The sequence below is a fragment of the Shewanella spartinae genome (genome assembly GCF_019457555.1).
GTDB classification, from domain to species: domain Bacteria; phylum Pseudomonadota; class Gammaproteobacteria; order Enterobacterales; family Shewanellaceae; genus Shewanella; species Shewanella loihica.
On the sequence record NZ_CP080418.1, the window covers coordinates 4,038,290 to 4,061,055 of the forward strand.

Here is a 22,766-nt window from a genome sequence, read left to right on the forward strand (position 1 = left end):
TCCTTATGTTCGACGGTATCGGCTTTATGGAGCTGCTGTTGATTGGTGTTTTGGGGCTGGTCGTACTCGGCCCCGAAAGACTACCGGTCGCAGTGCGCTCAATTACAGGCTGGATTCGTGCCATGAAGCGCATGGCTAACTCGGTAAAAGACGAGCTGGAGCAAGAGCTTAAAATTGAGCAACTGCACGCAGATCTCAAGAAGGCGGAAAGCCAGGGGCTAAAGAACCTCTCCCCCGAGTTACAGGATTCAATCGATCAATTAAAAGAAGCAGCCCAATCTGTTAATCGTCCCTATAAGGTAGAAGATATTGCCACTGGCAGCGAACCCGCCAGCAGCGAGGCGAAACCTGCAGAGACCACGACAGCCAAGGCCAGCAATTCAACCGAAAAATCTGACGGGTAGTTCATGTCGCAACAGCAGCCGTTAATCAGCCACTTGCTTGAGTTACGCAACAAGTTGCTCAAAGCCATTGGCAGTGTCCTCCTGGTCTTTATCTGCTTAGTCTACTGGGCAAATGATATCTATCACTACATGGCCACGCCGCTTATGCAGGCGCTACCCGAGTCCAGTAGTATGATTGCAACCGATGTGGCCGCGCCCTTCTTTGCTCCCTTTAAACTAACGCTGATCCTGGCGTTTTTTATCGCCATTCCCTATGTCTTGTACCAGATCTGGTCCTTTATCGCGCCAGGCCTCTACAAGCATGAGAAGCGCTTGATGGTGCCGCTGCTGGCCAGTAGCACCATACTCTTCTACCTGGGTATCGCCTTCACCTACTACATAGTATTTCCCGTGGTGTTTGGCTTCTTCACCAGCGTGGCCCCCGAAGGGGTGCAGGTGGCGACCGATATCAGCAGCTACCTGAGCTTCGTGCTTAAGCTGTTCTTCGCCTTCGGTCTGGCGTTCGAGATCCCGATCGCGGTGATCTTGCTCTGTTGGGCGGGGGTTACTACGGTTGAAGATCTCAGGGCGAAACGTCCCTATATTATTGTCGGCGCCTTCGTGGTCGGCATGCTGTTAACGCCGCCAGATATCATCTCGCAAACCATGTTGGCCGTGCCTATGCTGATATTGTTTGAGGGGGGATTGATTGCCGCGCGTTTCTACAGTAAAAAGGACTCTGACGAAGACGAGCTCTCCGAGCAAGACAACGCTGAGTAATAAAACTGAATCTTGCTGCAAGCTATCCGGCAACGGATAGCTTGTTGTTATTTATTACCCCATCATCAGCCTGTCTCGCCGCGAGCCCTCCATAATAAAAAGGAACTCTATATGCGCTTAAGTTTTGCGGCACCGACCAGCTGGATTGCACTCTCCACTCTTCTCTTCTCACTCAACGCCTCTGCCGGTATCGAGCAGCAACTCAGCCAATGTGCGGCAAAACAGGACAAGCTAGACAGACTGATCTGCTACGACAACCTGGCTGCCAAGGTCGGTAACCAGTCTCAGGCCAGCAGCCATGTGGCGCCTGTCTCTAAACCCGCACCGGCGCCTCAGCCTAAGCCTGCACCACAGGCAGCAGCCGTAGTAGCCAGCACGCCGGCCGCACCGGAAGCCAGTTTCGGTAAGGTCTATAAGGAAGAGAAAGCCGAAGTCGATAAGATTGTCATGACAGTCAAAACGGTGAAGAAGAACCAACACGGCGTCTTGACCATCAGCTTCGACAATGGTCAGGTGTGGAAACAGAATGACACCAACCGCTTCAAGCTCAAGGCGGGTGAAACCGTATTTATCGAGAAGGGCGCCCTAGGCTCTTTCCTACTGGGTAAAGATGACACTAACGCCACCATCAGGGTCAAACGCATCGACTAATGCCCAGCTACATAGACATAGCTGTCAACCTGGTTGGCAGCCCGTTAGAACAAGAATGTGACACGCTAATCAGTGATGCGGCGGCCCAGGGGGTTTCGCCGCTCATTGTTATTGGCTCCAGCCTAGATGAGAGTCAGCAGGCGATCGACTGCGCCGCCCGTTACCCAAACGCCCTCTACACCACGGCTGGGGTACACCCGCACCATGCCAGCGAGTGGGATGCCGCTAGCCGTGAACGACTCATACAGCTGGCAAGGCAGCCAGGCGTTGTGGCCATCGGCGAATGTGGCCTGGACTATAACCGTGACTTCTCGCCCCGGCCGAAACAGCGCGAGGCCTTCGAGGAGCAACTGGCCCTGGCCGTCGAGTTAGAGATGCCTGTGCTGATGCATGAGCGCGATGCCCATGAAGACTTTGCCGCCATACTGCAGAACTATCGCCCGCAGCTTAAGGGCGCCCTACTGCACTGCTTTACCGGCAATCGCGCCAGCCTGGAGCGCTATATCGAGCTGGATCTGCACCTTGGGATCACGGGCTGGGTGTGCGACGAGCGCCGCGGTCAGGAATTGGCCGAGTTGGTGGTCGACATTCCCGCCGAGCGCATCATGATAGAGACCGACAGTCCCTATCTGCTGCCCCGCAGCATGCGACCCAAGCCGAAATCGAGCAAGAACAGACCCCAATACCTGCCCTACATCAGCCGGGTCATCGCCCAGCTCAGGGGCGAAACTGAGGAGGCCTTTGCCCGTCAGGCCTATCACAACAGCTGCGCCTTCTTCGGCCTAGAAGCGGACTATGAGCCCCTTTAAGCTGTTGTTACTATTGATCACCCTGAGCTTCCCCGGCTTTAGCCAGGGGGAGTCGCTGCTGGCGGTCAATAAGAACCAATCTATGGAGCTCGCCTCCTGGCTCTATTATGTGCAGGACGATTCACTGACCAGCCTGGAGCAGGTCAGCAAGTTAAGTTCCAGCCACTGGCAACGACTGACCCCGGAATTTAACCAGCACCTGGGGGTAGAGCCTTTCTGGGTCAAGATAAGCCTCTACAACGCCACAGATACCCAGATGCGGCGCTATTTTAAGCTAGGCAACCCGCACCTGAATAGGGTCAGCCTGTTCCACCTACAGACAGGTAAGCCGACAGTTCACCTGGAGATGGGCGACAGCTATCCGTTCAGCCAACGGCCCATCATCAACAACGATTTCCTCTATCGTTTCGAACTGGCGCCCGAGGTGGTACACACCTTCTATATTCGGGTCGATACCGAGGGCAGCGCCAACCTGCCCATCTCCCTGCTGTCGCCGGACCATATCGTCAAGGCCACTGAGACTCAGTCCCTCTATCAGGGATTCCAGCTGGGCGCCCTGATGGCGATTGGCCTCTTTAGCCTGTTTATCGCACTCACCTCGCGCTCCTACAGCTACAGTTATTACTCTGGCTATGTCTTGTCGGTGACCCTCTTGGTGGCCAGCCTGCATGGCCTGTCGTTTCGTTATCTCTGGCCCAACTGGCCCGTACTGCAGGCGGTGATGATCCCCATACTGATCCCGATCGCCCTCACCTTCGTGCTGATGTTTTCCGAGAAGGTGCTGCAACTCAAGTATCACAACCTCAAGATGTTGAGGCTCTGTCGCTATAGCGCCGCTACCGGGCTGTTTCTCACCTTGGTCACGCCATTTTTAAGCTACTCTGTGGCCCTCAAGGTCAACATAGTCGCCGTGCTGATCACCACCAGCATGCTGATGCTGATCGCCCTGCTGCTGAGCCTGCGAGGCCACAAGCTTGCCAGACTCTACACCCTGGCTTGGTCGGGGATGCTGATAGGCTCCTTCGTTACCGCCATGATGTATCTGGGTGTCATCTACCTGCCCATCATGCACCAGACCCCTATCATGGTCGGCCTGAGCTTCGAAATCGTCTTCATGGCGGCGGTATTGGCGATCCGCTACAACGACGAGCGTAAGGCCAAGCTCAAGATCCAGCAGGAAGCCTTGCTGCAGGCCCAGCGGATCCGTCAGGCCCGGGAGGAGGCGCTACAGGTCGAGGCCGACAGCAACGAACGCCTGGAGCAGATGGTGCAGGAGCGCACGTTAGAGCTCGAGATCGCACTTCGAGAATTAAATGAGGCCAACCAGAAACTTACCGAACAAAACACGGTCGATAGTCTCACAGGCGTGAAAAACCGCGCCGCCTTCGAGAAACGCCTCCAGGCCGAAGGCCGCCTGAGTCGTCGTCAGCAGACGCCGCTGGCGATCCTCATGATAGATATCGACCGCTTCAAGGCGATTAACGACACCTATGGCCACTTGGCCGGGGATCAGGCGCTCAAGACCATAGCCCAGGCGTTAAAGGAAAAATTAAGACGCCCAAGTGATCTGGTATCACGTTTCGGTGGTGAAGAGTTTGCTATGATACTGCCTAATACCTCCTGTGACGGGGCACTACAGGTGGCGGAGCTGATGCGCAGCACCGTCTGTGAGTTGCCACTGGCATGGGGAGAGCAGGCTATTCCGCTCACCATCAGTATCGGGATCTGCGCCGAAGTGATCGTCGATGATCAGCACACTCAGCTGCTGGTCGACCAGGCAGACAAGGCACTCTATCGTGCCAAGCATGAGGGCCGAAATCGCGTATGCGTCTATTCGCCCGAACTCGAAGAATAAAGTAACCGACTTAGTGGCTATGCCCCATCCACGGATGAGCTGTGAAGTGTGTAGCCCAATAAAGCAAACAACCCTAAATTAGGAGTCGAATGTGAACATCATTACCAGTGCTTTCCCTCAGCGCAGAATGCGCCGCATGCGTAAACACGATTTTAGTCGCCGCCTGATGGCCGAAAACCAACTGTCGGTAAACGACTTGATCTACCCTATGTTCGTGCTCGAAGGTAATAACCGTACTGAGCAGGTCGCTTCAATGCCTGGCATCGAGCGCTACTCAATCGATCTATTGCTCAAGGAAGCGGAAGAACTCGTTAAGCTGGGGATCCCTCTGGTGGCCCTGTTCCCTGTGACCCCAGCCGAGAAGAAGACCCTGATGGCCGAAGAGGCCTACAACGCCGACGCACTGGCGCAGCGCGCGGTTCGCGCCCTGAAAGAAGCCTTCCCACAACTTGGGGTGATGACAGACGTGGCGCTGGATCCCTTCACCACCCATGGTCAAGACGGCATCATCGACGAAGACGGCTATATCCTGAACGACATCACCACAGAGATCTTGGTGAAGCAGGCCCTGTCTCACGCCGAGGCCGGTGCCGATATCGTGGCGCCATCGGACATGATGGATGGCCGTATCGGCGCGATTCGTCAGGCGCTGGAAGCAGCGGGTCACGTGAATACCCAGATCATGGCGTATTCAGCCAAGTACTCCTCTAACTACTATGGTCCCTTCCGCGATGCGGTGGGCTCTGCCGGCAACCTCAAGGGCGGCAACAAGCACAGCTACCAGATGGATCCGGCCAACAGCGACGAAGCCCTGCACGAGGTCGCGCTGGACATTCAGGAAGGCGCCGACATGGTGATGGTGAAGCCTGGCATGCCGTACCTGGATATCGTTAACCGCGTCAAGACAGAGCTGGCCGTACCTACCTTCGCCTATCAGGTGAGCGGTGAGTATGCCATGCACATGGCAGCCATCGAGAATGGCTGGCTGGCCGAGAAGGCGATCGTGATGGAGTCACTGCTGTGCTTCAAGCGCGCCGGTGCCGATGGCATCCTGACTTACTTCGCCAAGCGCGCCGCCCAGTGGCTGAAGGAAGCCGATAACAAGTAAAGTTATCTGTTTAAACAAAAAGCCAGTGACGCGAGTCGCTGGCTTTTTGTTTCTGCGCGCAAGTTTTAGGATGACAGTTAACGGCTGGCGGCCAGCGCCAAGCCCTCATCGTCGAACAGCTGCTCCACCTTGACGATACAGGGCGCCTTGAGGGTATAGCGATTGCTGCGATAGGTGTAGTGATACTCGCTCCAGTAGATGGAGAGCCGCAGGTGGGCGTCGGGATGAAACTGATTCTGAGTATAGAGGGCGCGGTAACAGCGGGCGCTGGGAAGATAACCTGAGTGATACAGCTTGATGGCTCGCTCATCCAGGCTGATCTCGCGGTAATCTATGCCATGCTTGGCCACATTAGAAAACTGATAGTCGCCGTAGTGAAAGTTGCCCTCTACCACCTCAAGCTTGGCGCCTCTTACCAGCAGGTCGCTGAGCTGACTCACCTGAAGACGGCTCTGCGCGCAAAGCGTTACTAGGCCGCCACTGACGATCAACACCAGGGCCCAGCGCCAGAGCCCCAGTGGCCACCAGTGCCCAATCAGCAGACTCAGCAGCAAGATCCCCAGGCCAACACACAGCAAGACCAGCTCATAGAGCTGCCACTCACCCACCTCAAACACCAGACTCGAATATGACATCATCCCTTGCCTCACCTCAACGCTGCGCCCATTGAGCTTTCCTGTAGCCTGAGCTATTGCGTTAAGTAAGTGTAGAAGGCGATAGCCTTCTTGGCTCGTCAGACAAGATGCTATAGGGAGATGATGTCAGTTTGGTGAACAGGCTAGCTTGGTGAGACGGGCATTAAAAAAGCCATGACGCCGCGCCTATAAGCAGTGCCATGGCTTTGTTTTTCATCCTAATGGTATTAGATAAGGTAATCGGCGCCCAGAGCCACGAAGAGCACCATGCCAGCCCAGTTGTTATTTAAGAAGGCCTGCAGACAGGGGGCGCGCTCACGGTCGAAGATCAACTTCTGCTGGTAGAGGCCGAAGCCGATGAAGGTGAGGATCCCCAGGGCGAACACCAGGCCGCGATCGGCGCTGAGCCCAGCCATGATGAAACAGCCCAGGGCGGCCAGTTGAAACAGGCCAATGATCTGCCGATCGAAGCGGCCAAAGAGGATCGCCGTCGACTTGATGCCCACCTTAAGATCATCGTCTCTGTCCACCATGGCATACATGGTGTCGTAGGCCACCGTCCAGCACCAGTTGGCGGCAAACAGCCACCAGGCTTCTACCGGCACAGTGCCTAGCTGCGCCGCATAGGCCATAGGGATCGACCAGCTCCACACCACGCCGAGAAACATCTGCGGCATGTTGGTGAATCGTTTGGTAAAGGGGTAGATGATGGTCAGTATGATACCGACGAAGGAGAGTTGCACCACCAGCGGGTTGAGCATCAACACCAGGGCGAAGGCCAGCAGGCCCATCACCACGAACAGGATAAGCGCCTCTTTGACCGTCACCTCGCCACTGGCCAGGGGGCGGCTCTTGGTGCGCTCCACATGGGAGTCCAACTTACGGTCGGCATAATCGTTGATGATGCAGCCACAGGCGCGCATCACCACCACACCGATCACGAAGATGATCAACACCTTAAGATCCGGCATACCACCGGCAGCCAGCACCAGCGCCATCAAACATGGCCATAGCAGCAGGAAGGTACCTATGGGTCTATCCATCCGCGCCAGACGCAAATAGGCGTCCAATTTATCCCTTAAGCTCATTTTCTAGGCTCTCCTAACGACTGCTTTGGCCTTTCGATTTATGTGGGCAAGCTCATCAAAATACTCTGGCATTATGACTGACACCCTAAGAGTTTCAAGCGCTTTATCAACCCGGGTTTACAGGGTCTCGAGACGGGCATAGGCCACCACCAGCCACTTGCTGCCCACGTCGAGGAAATCCACCTGGACTCTGGCCTGGGCGCCGCTACCCTCGAAGTTAGTCACCTTGCCTTCGCCAAACTTGGGATGATTCACTCGCTGGCCAATATTAAAGCCGGAATCGTTGAAGGCGGACTGGGCCTGACTGAATCTGTTGCTGCTGGCCGGCGCCGACACGCTGGTTCGCATGCGGATCTCCTGCACATAGTCGCCAGGGATCTCCTTGATGAAACGTGACGGACGGGCATAGTTTTCCCGGCCATAGATGCGGCGCGATTCGGCGTAGGTGATATAGAGCTGCTTCATGGCGCGGGTCATACCCACGTAACAGAGGCGGCGCTCCTCATCCAGCCTATCGCCCTCATCCATCGCCATCTGACTGGGGAAGATCCCCTCCTCGACGCCCGCCATGAAGACCATGGGGAACTCCAGGCCCTTGGCCGAGTGCAGGGTCATCAGCTGCACCGCATCGGTGAAGGCATCGGCTTGCCCCTCGCCCGCCTCGAGTGCGGCGTGGGAGAGGAAGGCGTTTAGCTCGCCCATGTCTTCGAGATCTTCCGGCATCACGAAGGTGCGCGCCGCAGTGACCAGCTCCTCTAAGTTTTCCACCCTGGCACGGGCCTTCTCGCCCTTCTCCGTCTCATACATGGCCTTGAGGCCGGAGGCCTGGATAACATGGTCCGTCATCCGATGCAGCGACTGCTCCGCCGTCTCCTGCTGCAGGGTGACGATAAGATCCATGAAGCCACGTACCGCGTTAGCAGCGCGGCCGGAGAGCACCTTCTCATCGAGCAGGCGCAGGCAGGTCTGCCACAGGGTCAGCTCCTGCTGGCGCGCCGTGCTGCGCAGGATCTCCAGGGTACGATCGCCTATGCCTCGGGTCGGCGTGTTGATGATACGCTCGAATGCGGCGTCGTCGTTCTTATTGCTGATCAGCCGCAGATACCCCATGGCATCCTTGATCTCCTGACGCTCGAAGAAGCGCAGGCCGCCATAGATGCGATAGGCCATCCCCTTGTGCAGCAAGGCCTCTTCCAACACCCGCGACTGGGCGTTGGAGCGATAGAGGATGGCGCAGTCGCTGAGGTTGCCGCCCATATCCTGCCAGTCCGTGATGCGACCGACGATGAAGCGGGCCTCATCCATCTCATTGAAGGCGCAGTAGAGGCCGATCTTCTCGCCGTCCTTGTCCTCGGTCCACAGCTTCTTGCCTAGCCGGTCCGGGTTGTTGGCGATCAGCTCGTTGGAGGCGTTAAGTATGTTGCCGCTGGAGCGATAGTTCTGCTCCAGGCGTATGGTCTGAGCTGCGGGGAAGTCCTGCAGGAAGCGGTGCAAGTTCTCCACCTGGGCGCCGCGCCAACCATAGATAGACTGATCGTCATCGCCGACGATCATCACGTTGGCAGTGCTGCCGGCCAGCACGCGGATCCAGGCATACTGGATGGCGTTGGTATCCTGAAACTCGTCCACTAGGATGTTCTTAAAGCGCTCCTGATAGTGCTCCAGAATATGGGGCTTGTTGAGCCACAGCTCGTGGGCCCTTAGCAAGATCTCGGCAAAGTCCACCAGGCCAGCGCGATCGCATGACTCCTGATACACCTGATAGATCTTCAGCAGATTCTGCTCAATGGGGAAACCACCGGCATCGATATGCTTAGGCCTCAGCCCCTGATCTTTCTTGCCATTGATATAGCCCTGGGCCTGGCGGGGCGGATACTGCTTCTCGTCCAGATTAAGGCTCTTGAGGATCCGCTTGATCAGCCTGAGCTGGTCGTCCGAGTCGAGGATCTGGAAACTCTGGGGCAAGTTGGCGTCTTGATAATGGGTGCGCAGCAGACGGTGGGCCAGGCCATGGAAGGTGCCTATCCACATTCGGCCCATGTTGCTACCGCTCACCTTCTCCACACGCTCGCGCATCTCGGCCGCGGCCTTGTTGGTAAAGGTCACCGCCAGAATAGAATAGGGACTCTGCTGCTCTACCTGCATCAGCCAGGCGATGCGGTGGGTCAGTACCCGGGTCTTACCACTGCCCGCGCCCGCCAACACCAGCATGCTAGATTGTGGTGCGCCGACGGCCTCGCGCTGTTTGTCGTTTAAGCCGTCGAGTAAAGAAGATACGTCCATTCTTGCCTCCAAAAAATCAGGCGGCAAGTATAACAGGAGGCGTTGCGCGATCCTACCGTCGACCACATCGCCATAGGTCATCCACACCTAGCCCAAGGCAATAAAAAAGCCCAGGCAAGGGTCTGGGCTTTTAGGACGTTAAGGGTTAGGCGAGCTTAGCTCTTGCTCTCTTCCAGCCCTATGCTGTCCATCCAGTGATCGAAGTCCATCATGTTGCCCGGCAGCACTATCTTGTTGGCGCTGTTGGTCAGGCCGTCGAACTGCTTGAGGTACTGGGCACCTAGCTGCATGCGCACCACGTTCTTACCGCCAGGCGCCGACACCACCTGAGCCATGCGCTCGATAGACTCAGCGGTCGCCTTGGCGATAGTGAGGATCTCCTCGGCCTTACCCTCGGCCTCGTTGATACGCTTCTGCATCTCACCCTCGGAGCGGTTGATCATCTCCGCCTTGACCCCTTCGGAGCGGTTGATCTTGCTCTGCTTGTCACCTTCGCTCTTGGCCAGCAGGGCGCGGCGTTCACGCTCGGCGTTCACCTGCATCTCCATGGCGTTCTTTACCGTCTCGGGTGGGGCGATATTCTTGATCTCATATCTGTGCACCCGGATCCCCCAGGTAGCCCCGGCCTGATCCAGCACTTCGACTACTTTAGCGCTAATCACGTCACGCTCCTCGAAGGTGCGGTCGAGATCCAGGGTACCAATCACGGAGCGAGTAGTGGTCTGCGCCAATTGAATGGCCGCGTAACGGTAGTCGGTCACCCCATAGCTGGCCTTCACGGGATCCATCACGGAAATATAGATAACCCCATCCACCTCGACGTTCACCTCGTCGCTGGAGAAACACTCCTGAGGCGGTACATCGATAGTTTCCTCTTTCAGGTCATGCACATAGGCCACCTTGTCGATGAAAGGCACCAGGGCATGGAAACCGGCATCTAGGGTGGTATGATACTTACCCAGACGCTCGACGATATAGGCCGACTTGGTAGGCACCAGGCGGATCGACTGAAACAGCTTGATGATGAAGATGGCGAAGATCAGTCCCCAAATGCCCAGAACGATTAAATCTGTGTTGATATCTGCGATCATGCGCGACCTCCTTTTACCTGACCCACACTCTGAGTCACCTGCTCCATGCCCTCAAAGAAGCCTTCCAGTTTGGCCATCTCGGCCGGTACCACTGAAATATCGGCTTCGTTGAGTATCTTACCCAGCTGGGTGATGAACTGCTCCTTGAGCTGCATGTTCATCGCCTCGTTACCGCCCTCAAGTGCCAAGGCCTCTGAGACCATAGTCATGGCTTCCGCCTTGGCGCGGGCGACGATGGCGATCTCCTGGGCCGTACCCTTGGCCTCATTGATCCGTTTCTGCTTCTCACCTTCCGAGAGGTTAATCGCCTCCTGACGCTCCCCCTCGGAAAGATTGATCATCGCTGCCTTCTCGGCGTTGGCCAGGGTGATCTCGGCGCGCTTGCTACGCTCGGCCTCCATCTGCTTCTCCAGGGTGTGGATCACCTTGTGAGACGGGGTAATGTTCTTGATCTCGTACCTAAGCACCTTGATCCCCCAAGGGTCAGACGCCTTATCGATCTCACGCACGATAGACTCGTTGAGGCTGTCACGCTCGGAGAAGGTCTCACTCAGACTCAGCTTACCTATCTCGGAGCGCATGGTAGTCTGTGCCAGATTCACCGCGGCGCGGCGATAGTCTTCGATACCATAGCTGGCCAGCTTGCCGTCCATCACCTTGAGATAGACCAGGCCGTCGACCTCCAACTGAGTGTTATCCTTCGAGATACAGCTCTGTGGCGGCACATCCAGCACCTGCTCACGGGTGTCGTGGCGATAGGCTACGCGGTCGAAGAAGGGAATTAAAAAGTGAAAACCTGGCTGTAACACCACCCTAAACTTACCCAGACGCTCGATAACGTGTACCTCGCGCATGGGAACGATCAACAATAAGTTATAAAGAATAAAGAAAACGAAGAGTATAAAAATGGTAAATTCAAACATAGATTCCATCCTGTAAAGTAGCAGCCAGGCTATGCCTGCTCTGTCAAAGGTTCAACGACCAGGGCAATATTCTCGCGGCAGATCACTCTGACGCGTGCGCCGATAGGGATCTCGCTGCCATCACCCAGTGCTGGCCATTCGCTTCCCTGAAACTCGACGCGCCCCTGCTGCTGTGCTGGGCCGATCACCGCCTTGACGACGGCAACTTGGTTATAAAGGTCAAACTCCTCATCGGTATTGTCCACATGGGAATCTCCACCCACCAAGCGCTGTGTCAGCTGACGAAAAGCCAGTAACAAGACGATAGCGGCGATGAACCAGAGCGTCAGGGCCTGCACAAAGCCTTCGACCCAACCTAGGGTCAATGCGCCCGCCACCACCAAACAGGCGGCGCCCAGGAAAATAACGATACCGCCAGGCAGAATGATCTCGGCTAACATCAAGACTAAACCGACGGCAATCCAGATAAAGATAGGATTAGAAAACTCCATATTTCCCCCCTGAAATGAGAGTATCCCTGCCAAGACTATATCAGCTCTTTTCTCGCAATGCGACATATTATGTCATGATACAAATGTGACACAGGCAACAAACATTTAATTTACCTAGGTAAAAGACATTGTTTTGGAATTGGGCGCAATGGCGAAATCCCGTATACTTGCGGCGCATAAATAATAGGGCGTGAAAACAAGCCAAAAAGACACCTTGAGAGTGCCGCGATTGTTTTCAAATTAGCCCCAAATAGCGGCGTCAAAGGCTGCCCCCAAAAATAATGATAAAGGTAAAAAGATGATGAACAGGAAATGGCTTCTCCTCGCGCTAGTCGCCGCCCAGCCCGCGCTGGCCGATGATATGATCCAATGGTGGGACTTCAGTGCCACCGCCCTCTATGGCGACAACTATGATCTGGCGCCCTCGGAGCGACAAACCACTATTACCCTAGAGACCGCCGGCGGCTGGAAGTATGGCGACTGGTTCGCCTTTCAGGACTTCATCTACTTCAATGGCAACAACGGCGGCAAAGACAGCACCACCTATGGTGAGATCTCGCCCCGCTTCAGCGCCAGCAAGATCTTAGGCAAGCCTGTGGGCGTAGGCGCCATCACAGACGTGTCACTGGCACTCACCTACGAAGAGGGCGAAGGCCCGGTGAAGAGCTTCCTCTATGGTGTGGGTCTCGACTTCAAGATCCCTTATTTCAGCTACTTCCAGCTAAACACCTATCGCCGCGACGCTATCAGCACCGGCAACCTGAGCGACGGCTGGCAGTTGACCCCAGTCTTTCGTATGGACTTCCCGGTAGGCCACTCGAACATCGTCTTCGACGGCTTTATCGACTGGGTATTCTCGGCCGACAACACTGGCTATGAAGAGAACTTCCACTTCAACCCTCAGGTTAAGTATGACCTGGGCGCGGCCATCTTCGGTGCTCACAAAAAAGATAAGCTGTTCGTCGGTATCGAATACGATTACTGGAAGAACAAGTATGGTGTTAAGGGCATAGATCAGAACACCTACTCGGTGATCGCCAAGTATCACTTCTAAGTGTTATGAACAAAGCGTGCTTCTATGCATGCCCACAAAAAAGGCGCCTTCAGGCGCCTTTTTTAATCTCGCGAGTTCAGCCGCTAGGCTTAAGCCAACAGCTTCTTCGCCGCCGCTACCACGATAGACACGGCACTGGTCTCGGTCTGCTTCATGGTCGCCTCATCAGGGATCTCCTGCTGAGTACGGTTAACGATCACGCCAGCCACACAAGCCGCGCGCCAACCTTGAGTCGCACACATGGTGAACAGAGTCGATGACTCCATCTCATAGTTGAGTACGCCCATGTCCTGCCACTCTTTCATCGAACCGGCAAAACGACGAGTCACACGACCCGTCACGGTATCGTAACGCTCTTGACCTGGGTAGAAGGTATCTGACGAAGCTGTGATACCGATATGAGGCTCAAGACCCGCTTCACGGCTCGCCGCCACCATGGCGGTAGTACATTCGAAGTTCGCCACGGCTGGGAACTCCATAGGTGCAAAGTGCAGACTCGCACCATCTAGACGCACCGACGCCTGAGTCACGATCACATCACCCACATTAACCTGTGGCTGAATAGCACCCGTGGTGCCGACGCGCAGGAAGGTGTCGATACCCAGCTGTGCCAGCTCTTCCACGGCGATAGAGGTCGATGGACCACCGATACCGGTAGAGCAGATCACCAGCGGCTTACCGTCGATATAGGCAAGGTAGCTGGTGTATTCGCGGTGACTGGCCAGGAATGTTGGATTGTCCATCAACTCGGCAATACGTTTCACACGCTCTGGGTCGCCCGGAACGATAGCAAGTGTTGCACCATCTAACATCTCTTTCGTCAGGCCTAAATGAAATACATCTGACATTGTGAAAACCCCTTTCAATTTTGATTATAAAATTCTTATAAAATGGACTTTAACCTAGTATGAAAGCCATTAAGGTTAACCTGATCACACTTTCCCCGCCAGTAGTTAGATAATTTGTTGTAATGAATTTACCAAAGCATTTCCGCTAGCAGCACTGAAAATATAGCAACTCCCACCTAGGCTGCCAGCCAGTCGGCAAAATTTATTACTTGGCCTGATCCATCGCCGAAAACCTGGTTTTATCCCCAAATAAAAATCACAAAATAAGCTTGTATGACAACAGGTTAAATCAGCTGTAGTAAAGCGACGAAAACGAAATCCCAGGCGGTGAAGTCGATCACAAAACCAGCAAACAGATCGCGCTAGGCTGAAACCATAGCAAAGGGAAATTAACCACTTTTGCTATGACCTCTCACCCATTTTGACCAAGAAGGACGGCCAATATGTTTCCAGAATACAGAGACCTGATCAGCGAACTAAAATCAAAAGACGCGCATTTTCTTAAGATGTTTAACAAACACAACGAACTCGACGACGAGATTAAAGAACTAGAGCAACATGCGGCCAGCGATTTCACCCCAGAGGTCAAGGTACTCAAACAGCAGAAACTGCATATCAAAGAGGAGCTGCATCAGATCCTTAAGGCACACGACAAATAGTGCGGACATCGGACATTAAAAAGGGCGCCTAGGCGCCCTTTTCTTATCTCTTAGAAATTCTATCTACTACAGATAGTAATCCTTCAGCGGCGGGAAGCCGTTGAAGCAGACCGCCGAGTAGGTGGTGGTATAGGCGCCGGCCGTCAGCCAGTACATGCGATCGCCAATGGTCAGATCCAGCGGTAGGCCGTAGCTGTAATGCTCATACATGATGTCGGCACTGTCACAGGTCGGGCCGGCGATCACGCAGCGATCCAACTCGCCCTGACGCTCGGTATAGATGGGGAATTTAATCGCCTCATCCATGGTCTCGATCAGGCCAGAGAACTTACCCACGTCGGTAAATACCCAGCGCTCCAACGCCGTCTGCGACTTCTTGCTGATCAGCACCACCTCAGACACCAGCACGCCGGCATTAGAGAGCAGCGAGCGGCCAGGTTCTAGGATGATCTGCGGCAGCTGATCGCCAAAGTCCTCTTTGAGGAAGTGGGTGATCTGCTCGGCGTAGGTGCCCAGCTCGTTGGTCTTGTCCAGATAGTTCGCCGGGAAACCGCCGCCCAGGTTGATCATCTTCAGTTCGATGCCATGCTCTTCACGCAGGCGCTCGAAGATACTCTTCACCTTGGCGATGGCCGAGTCCCAGGCTCCTATGTCCCGCTGCTGTGAGCCCACATGAAACGAGATGCCATAGGGTTCCAGCCCCAGCGTCTTGGCCAGCACCAGCAGCTCGAAGGCCATCTCATTCTGGCAGCCGAACTTACGCGACAGGGGCCAGTCAGCGGTATGGGTGCCTTCGGTCAGGATGCGTACATAGACGCGAGAACCGGGGGCTTCCTCGGCGATCATACGCAGATCGGCTTCGGAATCAGAGGCGTACATACGCACGCCACGCTCATAGAAGGCGCGCACATCTTTACGCTTCTTGATGGTATTGCCATAGCTGACTCTGTCAGGCGTCACGCCGATGTCGCTCACCATATCCAGCTCATAGATAGAGGCGATATCGAAATTGGCGCCACGGTCACGCAGCAGGGTCAATACCTCCTTGGCCGGGTTAGCCTTGACGGCATAGTAGATACTGGCATAAGGAAAGTTATGCACCATGTCATCATATTGTTTTGCAATGATTTTAGTGTCAATCACCACGAAAGGTGTCGGTTTATCCTGAGCAAACGCCTTGATACGCTCAAAGGTAGCTTGGTCATAATACTCATTAACATCAATCGCTTGAAATTGGCTCATCTCGCCAGTATCTCCGTAGCAGAATAAAAATAATTTAGCGTGATTCGGTTAAAAATCGCTGCGAAGTAAACGCTATTTTTTCGTCGAGATCAACGAATTTTTATGCTTAATAAATAAATTTTTATTCCAAAACGGATAAACTGATTTTTAACGGGACAAAAACCAAGCTAAGTCATTAATTAGTAAAATGAATTCTGCTAGCCATCAGCTAACACTTTTCGCGCTATTTCACCGCCTCGAGCAGGGCCTTGGCCGAATCGACGCTCACTACCTTGATCACCTTGAGCCCATCCAGGGTGATCACTGTCGCCGTCTCCTTATCACCGGGAAGCAGATGGGTCGCCTCGCCCTCCTGATCCAGGCCGATGGCGAAGTTAAGATCTTGCATCTTGGGGATGGCCACGAACTTGGCGATAAGCGATGGCATACCGCTGATGTCGGCCACATAACGCCAGTTCCCCGGCATGGGCCCCTCTAGGGACTCAAGTGCCTCCTGAATGATCTCGCCCCCCTTCATGCCGCGGCTAAAGAGTAAAATCTGGGTATTGCTGTTGAGCTCCCACACGGCTTGGTGTTGATCCGCCAGGGTGATTGCCTCGATACGATCGCCTGTGGCCAGGCTGCTGGCCAAGCTGGCGGCCGAAAACAGCACGCCCACAGCCAAGATTAGCGCTTTCATAATGCCTCTTTCACTAAGGATTAGGTTACTTAGGGGTGAACTAGACTATATCTTATACTGGCCGCCATGCCCTCGGATGCGTGCCAATTGCTTGATATGCTTCACGCTAATGAGTGTCATGGGACATGAATGAGATATTGGTTATCAAGCCATTGAATATTAAGTAACATACCCAGGTTGGATTCTATGCCCGCGCGATAGTGGTTCGCGGCAAATTTTAGGACGAATGTTATGAACGAAAATGGTCTGGAGCAGGAGCTGGCGCAACTGCAAAATGTCTACAACCTGTTGACCGAATTTCTGGTGAAATACAGCTTCCAGCTGGTCGGCGCGCTGCTTATCTTCCTCTTGGGGCTCTGGGTCGCCAACAAGATCTCCAACCTGGTGGCCAAGCAGTTTGAGAAGCACGAGATAGACATCACCCTGAGCAACTTCGTCTCCAATCTGGTGCGCATTCTCATCATAGTCATGGTGGGGGTCATCGCCCTGGGCAAGCTGGGGATCAGCATCACGCCCATGGTGGCGGCTATCGGTGCGGCCTCTCTGGGTGCTGGCCTGGCCTTGCAGGGGATGCTCTCTAACTACGCGGCGGGCGTCACCATAATCGTTACCCGCCCCTTCGTGGTGGGCAACACCATAGAGATCCAGGGGGTCAGCGGCGTGGTCAAGAGCATCCACCTGGGACTGACTCTGCTCACCAATGAGGAAGGCGAGGTGATCAGCATCCCCAACAAACATATCGTCGGCGAGATCCTGCACAACTCATTCAGCGACAAGCTGGTCGAGATACGTTTCAACATCAGCTATGCCAGCGATGCCAACCAGGTGCTGGCCATCGCCCAACAGGTGCTGGATGCCAACGAAGAGGTGAATCAGGAGCGTGCCCCTCAGATAGGGATCAACGGCTTCAACAGCATAGGCTTAGAGATAGGCCTGCGTTACTGGGTGCCCACCAATCGCTACTACCAGAACAAGTATCAGGTCAACCTGGAGCTGATCAACGCGCTGCGCCAGGCCGGCATAGAGATCCCCTGCCCGGTGCGCGAAATTCATATCGAGCGATAAAGCCATATAGAGCGCTAGCGCCGAAAACACCAGGCGGCGCCGGCCTAGAGGCCGCGTTGCCACTCCTGGCGCAGGGGCACCAGTCCCTGAATCGCCTGCTCGACCTGGGTCAACAGGCTCTGCTTGTCACGGCCCAGTATCCCCTTGAGCACTAGGTAGTTAGAGGCGTGATCTGACCTGAATATGGTCTTCTCCAGCTCGAGTTCACCAAGCAGCAACTGCATCTCGCTCAGCAGGCCATGCTGGTCCGGCAGTTTAAAATCGCCGTCGAATCCGGCGTCCATTCGCGCCTTGCCGAGGGGCAGAGTCACCACCAGGGTCGACAGATAGTCTGGCTGCGCCTCATTCATCAGGCGCGCCGAGTTGAGCGCGTGTTGCCTGGACAGCTCCACGCCCCCCAAGCCATTGAGTATCATCACGGATGACTTCATGCCGGCGGCGCGTATCCGCTGTAAGGCCAGCAAGGAGGAGTCGAAGGTCTCGCCCTTCTCGATACGGGCCAGCACCTCATCGTCCCCACTCTCGCAGCCCACATACAGCAGGCTAAGCCCCAGCTCTCTGAGCCGGGCGAGCTGCGCATCCGTCTTATTGTTGAGATTTCGCGGCAGACAGTAGCTGCTGATGCGGGTCACCTGGGGCAGATGCTCACGAATCAACAGACAGATGGCCTCCAGGCGATTGAAGGGCAGGCTCATGGCATCGCCATCGGCGAGGAATACCCGTGAGATCGGCAGGTTTCGCTGGGCGACCCGTTGAATATCCTCTGCAATTTTATCTATTTTTTGTGCACGAAATTGCTTCTGCGGCGCGGTATACATATCGCAGAAATGGCAGCGATTCCAACTACAACCATTGGTTACCTGGAGGATGAGGGACTTCCACTCGGAAGGCGGCCGAAATAACGGCTCGATATAATTAATCATTTTATGCCTGTCTCAAAATGTGACCAAGATGTGAGCATTTTCATAATTTTTCGCTTTCGGGCCCACTTCTCGCCCCATAAATTGATCTCGTTCAATTAATGTTCAATTAAAGTCAGTAAAATGACTGACGTTAATCTAATTAAGATTAATCTTTTAAAACTGGCTGGCGGTGCCAGCACAGAAAGAAATATTGGCTACATCGGCCGACAAACGTGTAGATAATAACATGCAAATAGCACAGCAACTGCAAGACAGGCGAGGGAACGTCCTGCATCATGATGAGCATTGGAGCTCGATGAGTGCGGAACAAAAGATGGCCCTCTATAGCCTGCATCGATACGGGTATCGGCTGTTGTTTGTTCGCCATTTGCCTTCGGGTCCACTGGCGATCATCGCCCAACAAAGCCAGCTGTCGACCATAGACAGATATGGCGAAGTTGAACATGATCCTAAGATCCAACTCAGGGATTAGTCACCGACTCGGTGACTGACGAGCCTAACGGCTTAATTACCCGAACATAGAGGAGCACGCCCTGTGCTCCTCTATTTGCACGTCTCTCTAACCCATTCATTAGTCCCTTTCGTTAGACCTTTTCGTTAGTCCCTTTCATTAGACCCTTAGTGTGCCCACAGATCTGCATCAGGCATCCAGCAACATGTCGAGATGGGGAATACCATCCTCCAGATAGACCTCAGACACGGGTCGAAAACCCACCCCTTGATAGAAACCCTTAAGGTATTCCTGGGCGCCGATCTGAACACCCTGGGCTGGCCAGTTCTGTCTGGCGATGGCGATCGCCTCAAGCATCAAGGGCTTGGCGACGCCCGCACCGCGAGCCGATGGCGCGACGATGACCCGGCCGATACTGGCCTGAGGGTAACTCACCCCGGGGGCTAAGATCCTCGCATAGGCGGCAATCCGTCCCTGCTCATCCAGACCCAACAGATGACGGGTCTCGGCCAGGGTGTCTTTGCCATCCAGCTCGGGATAGGCACAGGCCTGCTCCACCACAAACACATCGACCCTTAACTTCAACAGCTCGTAGAGCCGCTCAAGGCTCAACTCGGTAAACGCCACACTCTCCCAACGCACTGCAATCCCCTCATTCATTAATCCGGCGTCTATCGCCTTTTCTTCAATTACTTCTGCCTAGCCGTTTTAGATTAACCGCTTCGGCGGCCATCGACTCCCAAGCATGTGCCAGGTCGGTGTGCGCCTGTTCGGTACGCGCCTGACCAGACCTCAAAAGAAGTGACAGGCTGTGACGCTCACCGCAAATTTCGGCGAGACTTGACCTCGGTCAAATACATGCATTATAAATACACCTAAGATTCACATGCCCAATTTAACCCATTCTAAACTAGGAAGCATTCGATTGACGCCGCCTACATTTAGATGACCTAAGTCGTCTGTCATCAGATATTGCGACAACAATTGTTCTTAAAAATAAAGAACTTATTCTAATGGAGTTCATATGAAAAAGATTGCCCTCATCGCTTTTGCAAGCCTAATGTCTCTGACGGCCCACGCCGGTGATATCGAAGCCGGTAAAGCCAAATCTATGCTTTGCGCCGCCTGCCACGGTGCCGACGGTATCTCTCTGGCGCCCATCTACCCTAACCTCAAAGGCCAGAAGGCTCAATACATTGAGAAACAACTGAAAGCCTTCAAGGAAGGTACGCGTCAAGACCCAGTGATGGCGCCTATGGCCATGCCGCTGACCGACGAAGATATTGCCAACCTGGCCGCCTACTTCGAGAGTCTCAAGTAAGCCCCTCTCGTCCTCGCAAGACAGTACTCTCCCAACAGGTCGCGCCCCGTCGCTCAGGTGACGCGGCCTGTCTTTTCCCTGATTCTCTCCCTTCTAAAGCCAGTCGCCGGTGCCCAATTTCTGGGTGATCGCCAGCCCAAATCGCCTTGTTTCAATATGTGTCAAATTAACAAAATCGCGATTTATTTGATCTCAGTCACGTCACAACCACAAAGATGTATTTAGGATGCACTATAAATAACACTAGGTTGACACACCCTGGGACTGACTGTAGGAGCGTTCGAGTGGCAAGATTGATGCACCATGCGAGGCAAGCAAAATGGATTTTATTGACCCTGTTGGCACTCATGCTAGCACTTATGCTAGCCACGCCCAGCTATGCCCTGTTTGTCAGCCCGCCCAAAGATCCCCTGCCCATTCTGCATGAGCTGTTCCCCGAGGCGACACGCATCTCAGACAAACAGGGCGAGCCCGCCCTGTGGACCATCTACAAAGATCAGCAGATCCTGGGCTATGGCTTCGAGACCAATGATATCGCCCGCATCCCTGCCTACTCGGGCGAGCCGGTCAACATCCTGGTAGCCATCGACCCAGAAGGTAAATACCTGGGCGCCAAGGTGCTGGAGCACCACGAACCCATCATCCTGGCGGGGATCCCAGAGAGCAAGCTGTGGAAATTTGCCGAGCAATATACCGGGCTGTCGGTCAAAGACAGGCTCAAGGTGGGCGGCAACGAGAAGGAGGGCATAGTCGCCATCGACGGCCTCTCGGGCGCGACCGTGACCGTCATGGTGATGAACGTCGCCATCACCAAGGCCGCTACCCAGGCCGCCACCGCGCTCGGGATCATCGAGCAGCAGGCCGACCAGATCCAGCCCATCTCCACCATCAAGCAGGAACTCTTCACCCCGGCCAACTGGACCGAGCTGACCGGCGACGGCTCGATTCGCAAACTCTACCTGACCCGCGGCGCCGTCGATGACGCCTTCGAAGGCACCGCCGCCGAGGAGGTCGACAAGGCCAGCGAAGATGAGAAGCAGGAGATGTTTGCCGAGATCTACTACACCCTGGCGGACATTCCCACCATAGGCAAGAACCTCTTCGGCGAGGCCGACTATCAGTGGCTGATGCAGACGCTGCAGCCCGGCGAGCATCTGGTGGCCGTGATGGGTAATGGCTACTCCTTCAAGGGCTCTGGCTATGTACGCGGCGGCATCTTCGATCGCATCCAGGTGCACCAGAAGGATAACGCCATCTCCTTCAGGGATCTGGACCACAACCGCATCAGCGATCTCTACATTCAGGGTGCCCCCAAGTTCAACGAGATGTCAGTGTTTCGCATCGCCCAGCACCACGAGTTCGATCCAGGTAGCAGCTGGCAGTTCGAGCTACTGGTGCGCCGTCAGACCGGCCCCATCGACAGCATATTCACCAGCTTCAAGGGGCAGTACGACCCGCTGAACAAGTATGTCGACACCCCGGCGGCCATAGTGCCCGAGCCGGAGCTCACCATGGTGCAGCAGATCTGGCACGACAGACAGCTGGAGGTGGTACTGCTGCTGATCCTCATGGGCGTCTTACTGCTGATCCTCTTCTTTCAGGACATACTGGTGCGTCATCCCACCTTCATGCACCGCCTGCGTCACGGCTTCCTGGTGGTTACCGTGGTGGTGATCGGCTGGAGCTGGGGCGGACAGCTCTCTGTGGTCAATGTGTTTACCTTCCTGCACGCCCTGATGAAGGATTTCTCCTGGGATCTCTTCCTACTCGATCCCATCATCTTCATCCTCTGGTGCGCCGCCGCTGTGACCATGCTGCTGTGGGGACGCGCCGTCTACTGTGGTTGGCTCTGCCCCTTCGGCGCTCTGCAGGAGTTGGTCAATGTCATGGGCCGCTACTTCAAGCTGCCGCAGGTCGAGCTGCCCTTCGCCGTACATGAGCGCCTATGGGCCATCAAGTACCTGATCCTGCTGGCGCTGTTTGGCCTATCGCTGGACTCGCTGGCCATGGCGGAGCAGTTTGCCGAGATTGAGCCCTTCAAGACCACCTTCTTGCTCAAGTTCGATCGCGAGTGGCCCTTCATTCTCTGGGCGCTGCTGATGATCTTCTCCAGCCTGTTTAATCGCAAGACCTTCTGCCGCTATCTCTGCCCGCTCGGCGCGGCCTTGTCGGTAAGCAACAGCGTGCGTCTGTTCGACTGGCTCAAGCGCCGCCCCGAGTGTGGCACGCCCTGTAAGACCTGTGCCAAGGAGTGCGAGATCCAGGCGATTCATCCCAACGGGGTGATCAACATGCGCGAGTGCCACTACTGCCTCGACTGCCAGGTGACCTATTTCAACGAAGAGAAGTGCCCACCGCTGAAAAAACTGGCGCGCAAACGCCAGCAATACAAAGACCAAGAGATCCCAACGGTCACCGCCGTATAGG

The 22,766-nt window shown here is 55.0% G+C and carries 23 protein-coding genes; 12 read left to right on the forward strand and 11 right to left on the reverse strand.

Going from position 1 to position 22,766, the window contains the following annotated elements; genetic code table 11:
- Window positions 1-5 precede the first annotated feature (5 nt).
- The 6 genes from tatB (at window position 6) to hemB (ending at window position 5,586) form a co-directional block, all read left to right on the forward strand.
- Complete coding sequence (gene tatB, locus K0I31_RS17470) at window positions 6-404, forward strand: Sec-independent protein translocase protein TatB (RefSeq protein ID WP_011867173.1); 399 nt, start codon at window positions 6-8, stop codon at window positions 402-404.
- Between the two features lie 3 nt (window positions 405-407).
- Window positions 408-1,163: a twin-arginine translocase subunit TatC gene (tatC, locus tag K0I31_RS17475; RefSeq protein ID WP_011867174.1), complete on the forward strand. Its 756-nt coding sequence runs from the start codon at window positions 408-410 to the stop codon at window positions 1,161-1,163.
- A gap of 111 nt (window positions 1,164-1,274) precedes the next feature.
- Window positions 1,275-1,814, forward strand: a complete 540-nt coding sequence (locus tag K0I31_RS17480; protein ID WP_220079202.1) for a hypothetical protein — start codon at window positions 1,275-1,277, stop codon at window positions 1,812-1,814.
- A complete protein-coding gene (locus tag K0I31_RS17485; protein ID WP_220079203.1) occupies window positions 1,814-2,623 on the forward strand; it encodes a TatD family hydrolase in 810 nt (269 codons plus the stop codon). Before K0I31_RS17480 ends, K0I31_RS17485 begins: the two co-directional genes overlap by 1 nt.
- Window positions 2,610-4,478 carry a sensor domain-containing diguanylate cyclase gene (locus tag K0I31_RS17490; protein WP_220079204.1) on the forward strand — a complete coding sequence of 623 codons (1,869 nt, stop codon included), beginning with the start codon at window positions 2,610-2,612 and terminating at the stop codon, window positions 4,476-4,478. Before K0I31_RS17485 ends, K0I31_RS17490 begins: the two co-directional genes overlap by 14 nt.
- A 91-nt stretch (window positions 4,479-4,569) precedes the next feature.
- Window positions 4,570-5,586 (forward strand): porphobilinogen synthase, encoded by a 1,017-nt coding sequence (gene hemB / locus K0I31_RS17495; protein WP_011867178.1) that lies wholly within the window; start codon window positions 4,570-4,572, stop codon window positions 5,584-5,586.
- Window positions 5,587-5,663: 77 nt separating this feature from the next.
- On the opposite strand, the gene K0I31_RS17500 is transcribed toward hemB, so the two are convergent.
- The 6 genes from K0I31_RS17500 to K0I31_RS17525 all read right to left on the reverse strand — a co-directional run bounded on the left by K0I31_RS17500 (window position 5,664) and on the right by K0I31_RS17525 (window position 12,097).
- Complete coding sequence (locus tag K0I31_RS17500; RefSeq protein WP_220079205.1) at window positions 5,664-6,224, reverse strand: hypothetical protein; 561 nt, start codon at window positions 6,222-6,224, stop codon at window positions 5,664-5,666.
- 224 nt (window positions 6,225-6,448) lie between these two features.
- The gene (gene ubiA / locus K0I31_RS17505) at window positions 6,449-7,309 is read right to left on the reverse strand and encodes a 4-hydroxybenzoate octaprenyltransferase (protein WP_220043461.1); all 861 of its coding nucleotides are present in this window, start codon (window positions 7,307-7,309) and stop codon (window positions 6,449-6,451) included.
- 117 nt (window positions 7,310-7,426) lie between these two features.
- Entirely contained in the window at window positions 7,427-9,592 is a 2,166-nt protein-coding gene (uvrD, locus tag K0I31_RS17510) for a DNA helicase II (RefSeq protein WP_220079206.1), read from the reverse strand.
- A gap of 155 nt (window positions 9,593-9,747) precedes the next feature.
- Window positions 9,748-10,683, reverse strand: coding sequence for an SPFH domain-containing protein (locus K0I31_RS17515; protein ID WP_220079207.1), 936 nt, complete (start codon window positions 10,681-10,683; stop codon window positions 9,748-9,750).
- Entirely contained in the window at window positions 10,680-11,606 is a 927-nt protein-coding gene (locus K0I31_RS17520) for an SPFH domain-containing protein (protein ID WP_144202573.1), read from the reverse strand. The genes K0I31_RS17515 and K0I31_RS17520 overlap by 4 nt, the downstream gene beginning before the upstream one ends.
- A 29-nt stretch (window positions 11,607-11,635) precedes the next feature.
- A complete protein-coding gene (locus K0I31_RS17525) occupies window positions 11,636-12,097 on the reverse strand; it encodes an NfeD family protein (protein ID WP_220043463.1) in 462 nt (153 codons plus the stop codon).
- Between the two features lie 301 nt (window positions 12,098-12,398).
- Between K0I31_RS17525 and K0I31_RS17530 the strand changes: the two genes are divergently transcribed.
- Complete coding sequence (locus tag K0I31_RS17530) at window positions 12,399-13,151, forward strand: outer membrane protein OmpK (protein ID WP_041407482.1); 753 nt, start codon at window positions 12,399-12,401, stop codon at window positions 13,149-13,151.
- 89 nt (window positions 13,152-13,240) lie between these two features.
- Here K0I31_RS17530 and udp read toward each other — a convergent pair whose 3' ends face one another.
- The gene (gene udp / locus K0I31_RS17535) at window positions 13,241-13,999 is read right to left on the reverse strand and encodes a uridine phosphorylase (RefSeq protein ID WP_011867186.1); all 759 of its coding nucleotides are present in this window, start codon (window positions 13,997-13,999) and stop codon (window positions 13,241-13,243) included.
- Between the two features lie 443 nt (window positions 14,000-14,442).
- Between udp and K0I31_RS17540 the strand changes: the two genes are divergently transcribed.
- On the forward strand, window positions 14,443-14,658 hold the full coding sequence (locus K0I31_RS17540; RefSeq protein WP_011867187.1) for an HP1242/YdcH family protein: 216 nt from the start codon (window positions 14,443-14,445) through the stop codon (window positions 14,656-14,658).
- Between the two features lie 66 nt (window positions 14,659-14,724).
- Here the strand turns inward: K0I31_RS17540 and K0I31_RS17545 are convergent, their stop codons facing one another.
- Window positions 14,725-15,900, reverse strand: coding sequence for a type III PLP-dependent enzyme (locus K0I31_RS17545; RefSeq protein ID WP_220043466.1), 1,176 nt, complete (start codon window positions 15,898-15,900; stop codon window positions 14,725-14,727).
- A gap of 223 nt (window positions 15,901-16,123) precedes the next feature.
- A complete protein-coding gene (locus tag K0I31_RS17550; RefSeq protein ID WP_220079208.1) occupies window positions 16,124-16,579 on the reverse strand; it encodes a hypothetical protein in 456 nt (151 codons plus the stop codon).
- A gap of 231 nt (window positions 16,580-16,810) precedes the next feature.
- Here K0I31_RS17550 and K0I31_RS17555 point away from each other — a divergent pair, with 231 nt between their 5' ends.
- Complete coding sequence (locus K0I31_RS17555) at window positions 16,811-17,644, forward strand: mechanosensitive ion channel family protein (RefSeq protein WP_011867190.1); 834 nt, start codon at window positions 16,811-16,813, stop codon at window positions 17,642-17,644.
- Between the two features lie 44 nt (window positions 17,645-17,688).
- Here K0I31_RS17555 and K0I31_RS17560 read toward each other — a convergent pair whose 3' ends face one another.
- Complete coding sequence (locus K0I31_RS17560; protein WP_220079209.1) at window positions 17,689-18,567, reverse strand: radical SAM protein; 879 nt, start codon at window positions 18,565-18,567, stop codon at window positions 17,689-17,691.
- 295 nt (window positions 18,568-18,862) lie between these two features.
- Between K0I31_RS17560 and K0I31_RS17565 the strand changes: the two genes are divergently transcribed.
- Entirely contained in the window at window positions 18,863-19,039 is a 177-nt protein-coding gene (locus K0I31_RS17565) for a hypothetical protein (protein WP_258406130.1), read from the forward strand.
- Window positions 19,040-19,207: 168 nt separating this feature from the next.
- On the opposite strand, the gene K0I31_RS17570 is transcribed toward K0I31_RS17565, so the two are convergent.
- Window positions 19,208-19,678 carry a GNAT family N-acetyltransferase gene (locus K0I31_RS17570; RefSeq protein ID WP_220079210.1) on the reverse strand — a complete coding sequence of 157 codons (471 nt, stop codon included), beginning with the start codon at window positions 19,676-19,678 and terminating at the stop codon, window positions 19,208-19,210.
- Window positions 19,679-20,042: 364 nt separating this feature from the next.
- Here K0I31_RS17570 and K0I31_RS17575 point away from each other — a divergent pair, with 364 nt between their 5' ends.
- Both K0I31_RS17575 and nosR read left to right on the forward strand, forming a co-directional pair.
- Window positions 20,043-20,339, forward strand: coding sequence for a c-type cytochrome (locus K0I31_RS17575; RefSeq protein WP_011867194.1), 297 nt, complete (start codon window positions 20,043-20,045; stop codon window positions 20,337-20,339).
- A gap of 347 nt (window positions 20,340-20,686) precedes the next feature.
- Window positions 20,687-22,765: a transcriptional regulator NosR gene (gene nosR / locus K0I31_RS17580; RefSeq protein WP_434086930.1), complete on the forward strand. Its 2,079-nt coding sequence runs from the start codon at window positions 20,687-20,689 to the stop codon at window positions 22,763-22,765.
- Window position 22,766 lies beyond the last annotated feature (1 nt).

Excerpts from the sequence above, each read along its gene's own strand:
- tatB (WP_011867173.1), top strand. The coding sequence starts at position 6 with ATGTTCGACGGTATCGGCTTTATGGAGCTGCTGTTGATTGGTGTTTTG.
- tatC (WP_011867174.1), top strand. The coding sequence starts at position 408 with ATGTCGCAACAGCAGCCGTTAATCAGCCACTTGCTTGAGTTACGCAAC.
- K0I31_RS17480 (WP_220079202.1), top strand. The coding sequence starts at position 1,275 with ATGCGCTTAAGTTTTGCGGCACCGACCAGCTGGATTGCACTCTCCACT.
- K0I31_RS17485 (WP_220079203.1), top strand. The coding sequence starts at position 1,814 with ATGCCCAGCTACATAGACATAGCTGTCAACCTGGTTGGCAGCCCGTTA.
- K0I31_RS17490 (WP_220079204.1), top strand. The coding sequence starts at position 2,610 with ATGAGCCCCTTTAAGCTGTTGTTACTATTGATCACCCTGAGCTTCCCC.
- K0I31_RS17500 (WP_220079205.1), bottom strand. The coding sequence starts at position 6,224 with ATGATGTCATATTCGAGTCTGGTGTTTGAGGTGGGTGAGTGGCAGCTC.
- ubiA (WP_220043461.1), bottom strand. The coding sequence starts at position 7,309 with ATGAGCTTAAGGGATAAATTGGACGCCTATTTGCGTCTGGCGCGGATG.
- uvrD (WP_220079206.1), bottom strand. The coding sequence starts at position 9,592 with ATGGACGTATCTTCTTTACTCGACGGCTTAAACGACAAACAGCGCGAG.
- K0I31_RS17515 (WP_220079207.1), bottom strand. The coding sequence starts at position 10,683 with ATGATCGCAGATATCAACACAGATTTAATCGTTCTGGGCATTTGGGGA.
- K0I31_RS17520 (WP_144202573.1), bottom strand. The coding sequence starts at position 11,606 with ATGTTTGAATTTACCATTTTTATACTCTTCGTTTTCTTTATTCTTTAT.
- K0I31_RS17525 (WP_220043463.1), bottom strand. The coding sequence starts at position 12,097 with ATGGAGTTTTCTAATCCTATCTTTATCTGGATTGCCGTCGGTTTAGTC.
- K0I31_RS17530 (WP_041407482.1), top strand. The coding sequence starts at position 12,399 with ATGAACAGGAAATGGCTTCTCCTCGCGCTAGTCGCCGCCCAGCCCGCG.
- udp (WP_011867186.1), bottom strand. The coding sequence starts at position 13,999 with ATGTCAGATGTATTTCATTTAGGCCTGACGAAAGAGATGTTAGATGGT.
- K0I31_RS17540 (WP_011867187.1), top strand. The coding sequence starts at position 14,443 with ATGTTTCCAGAATACAGAGACCTGATCAGCGAACTAAAATCAAAAGAC.
- K0I31_RS17545 (WP_220043466.1), bottom strand. The coding sequence starts at position 15,900 with ATGAGCCAATTTCAAGCGATTGATGTTAATGAGTATTATGACCAAGCT.
- K0I31_RS17550 (WP_220079208.1), bottom strand. The coding sequence starts at position 16,579 with ATGAAAGCGCTAATCTTGGCTGTGGGCGTGCTGTTTTCGGCCGCCAGC.
- K0I31_RS17555 (WP_011867190.1), top strand. The coding sequence starts at position 16,811 with ATGAACGAAAATGGTCTGGAGCAGGAGCTGGCGCAACTGCAAAATGTC.
- K0I31_RS17560 (WP_220079209.1), bottom strand. The coding sequence starts at position 18,567 with ATGATTAATTATATCGAGCCGTTATTTCGGCCGCCTTCCGAGTGGAAG.
- K0I31_RS17565 (WP_258406130.1), top strand. The coding sequence starts at position 18,863 with ATGAGTGCGGAACAAAAGATGGCCCTCTATAGCCTGCATCGATACGGG.
- K0I31_RS17570 (WP_220079210.1), bottom strand. The coding sequence starts at position 19,678 with ATGAATGAGGGGATTGCAGTGCGTTGGGAGAGTGTGGCGTTTACCGAG.
- K0I31_RS17575 (WP_011867194.1), top strand. The coding sequence starts at position 20,043 with ATGAAAAAGATTGCCCTCATCGCTTTTGCAAGCCTAATGTCTCTGACG.
- nosR (WP_434086930.1), top strand. The coding sequence starts at position 20,687 with ATGCTAGCACTTATGCTAGCCACGCCCAGCTATGCCCTGTTTGTCAGC.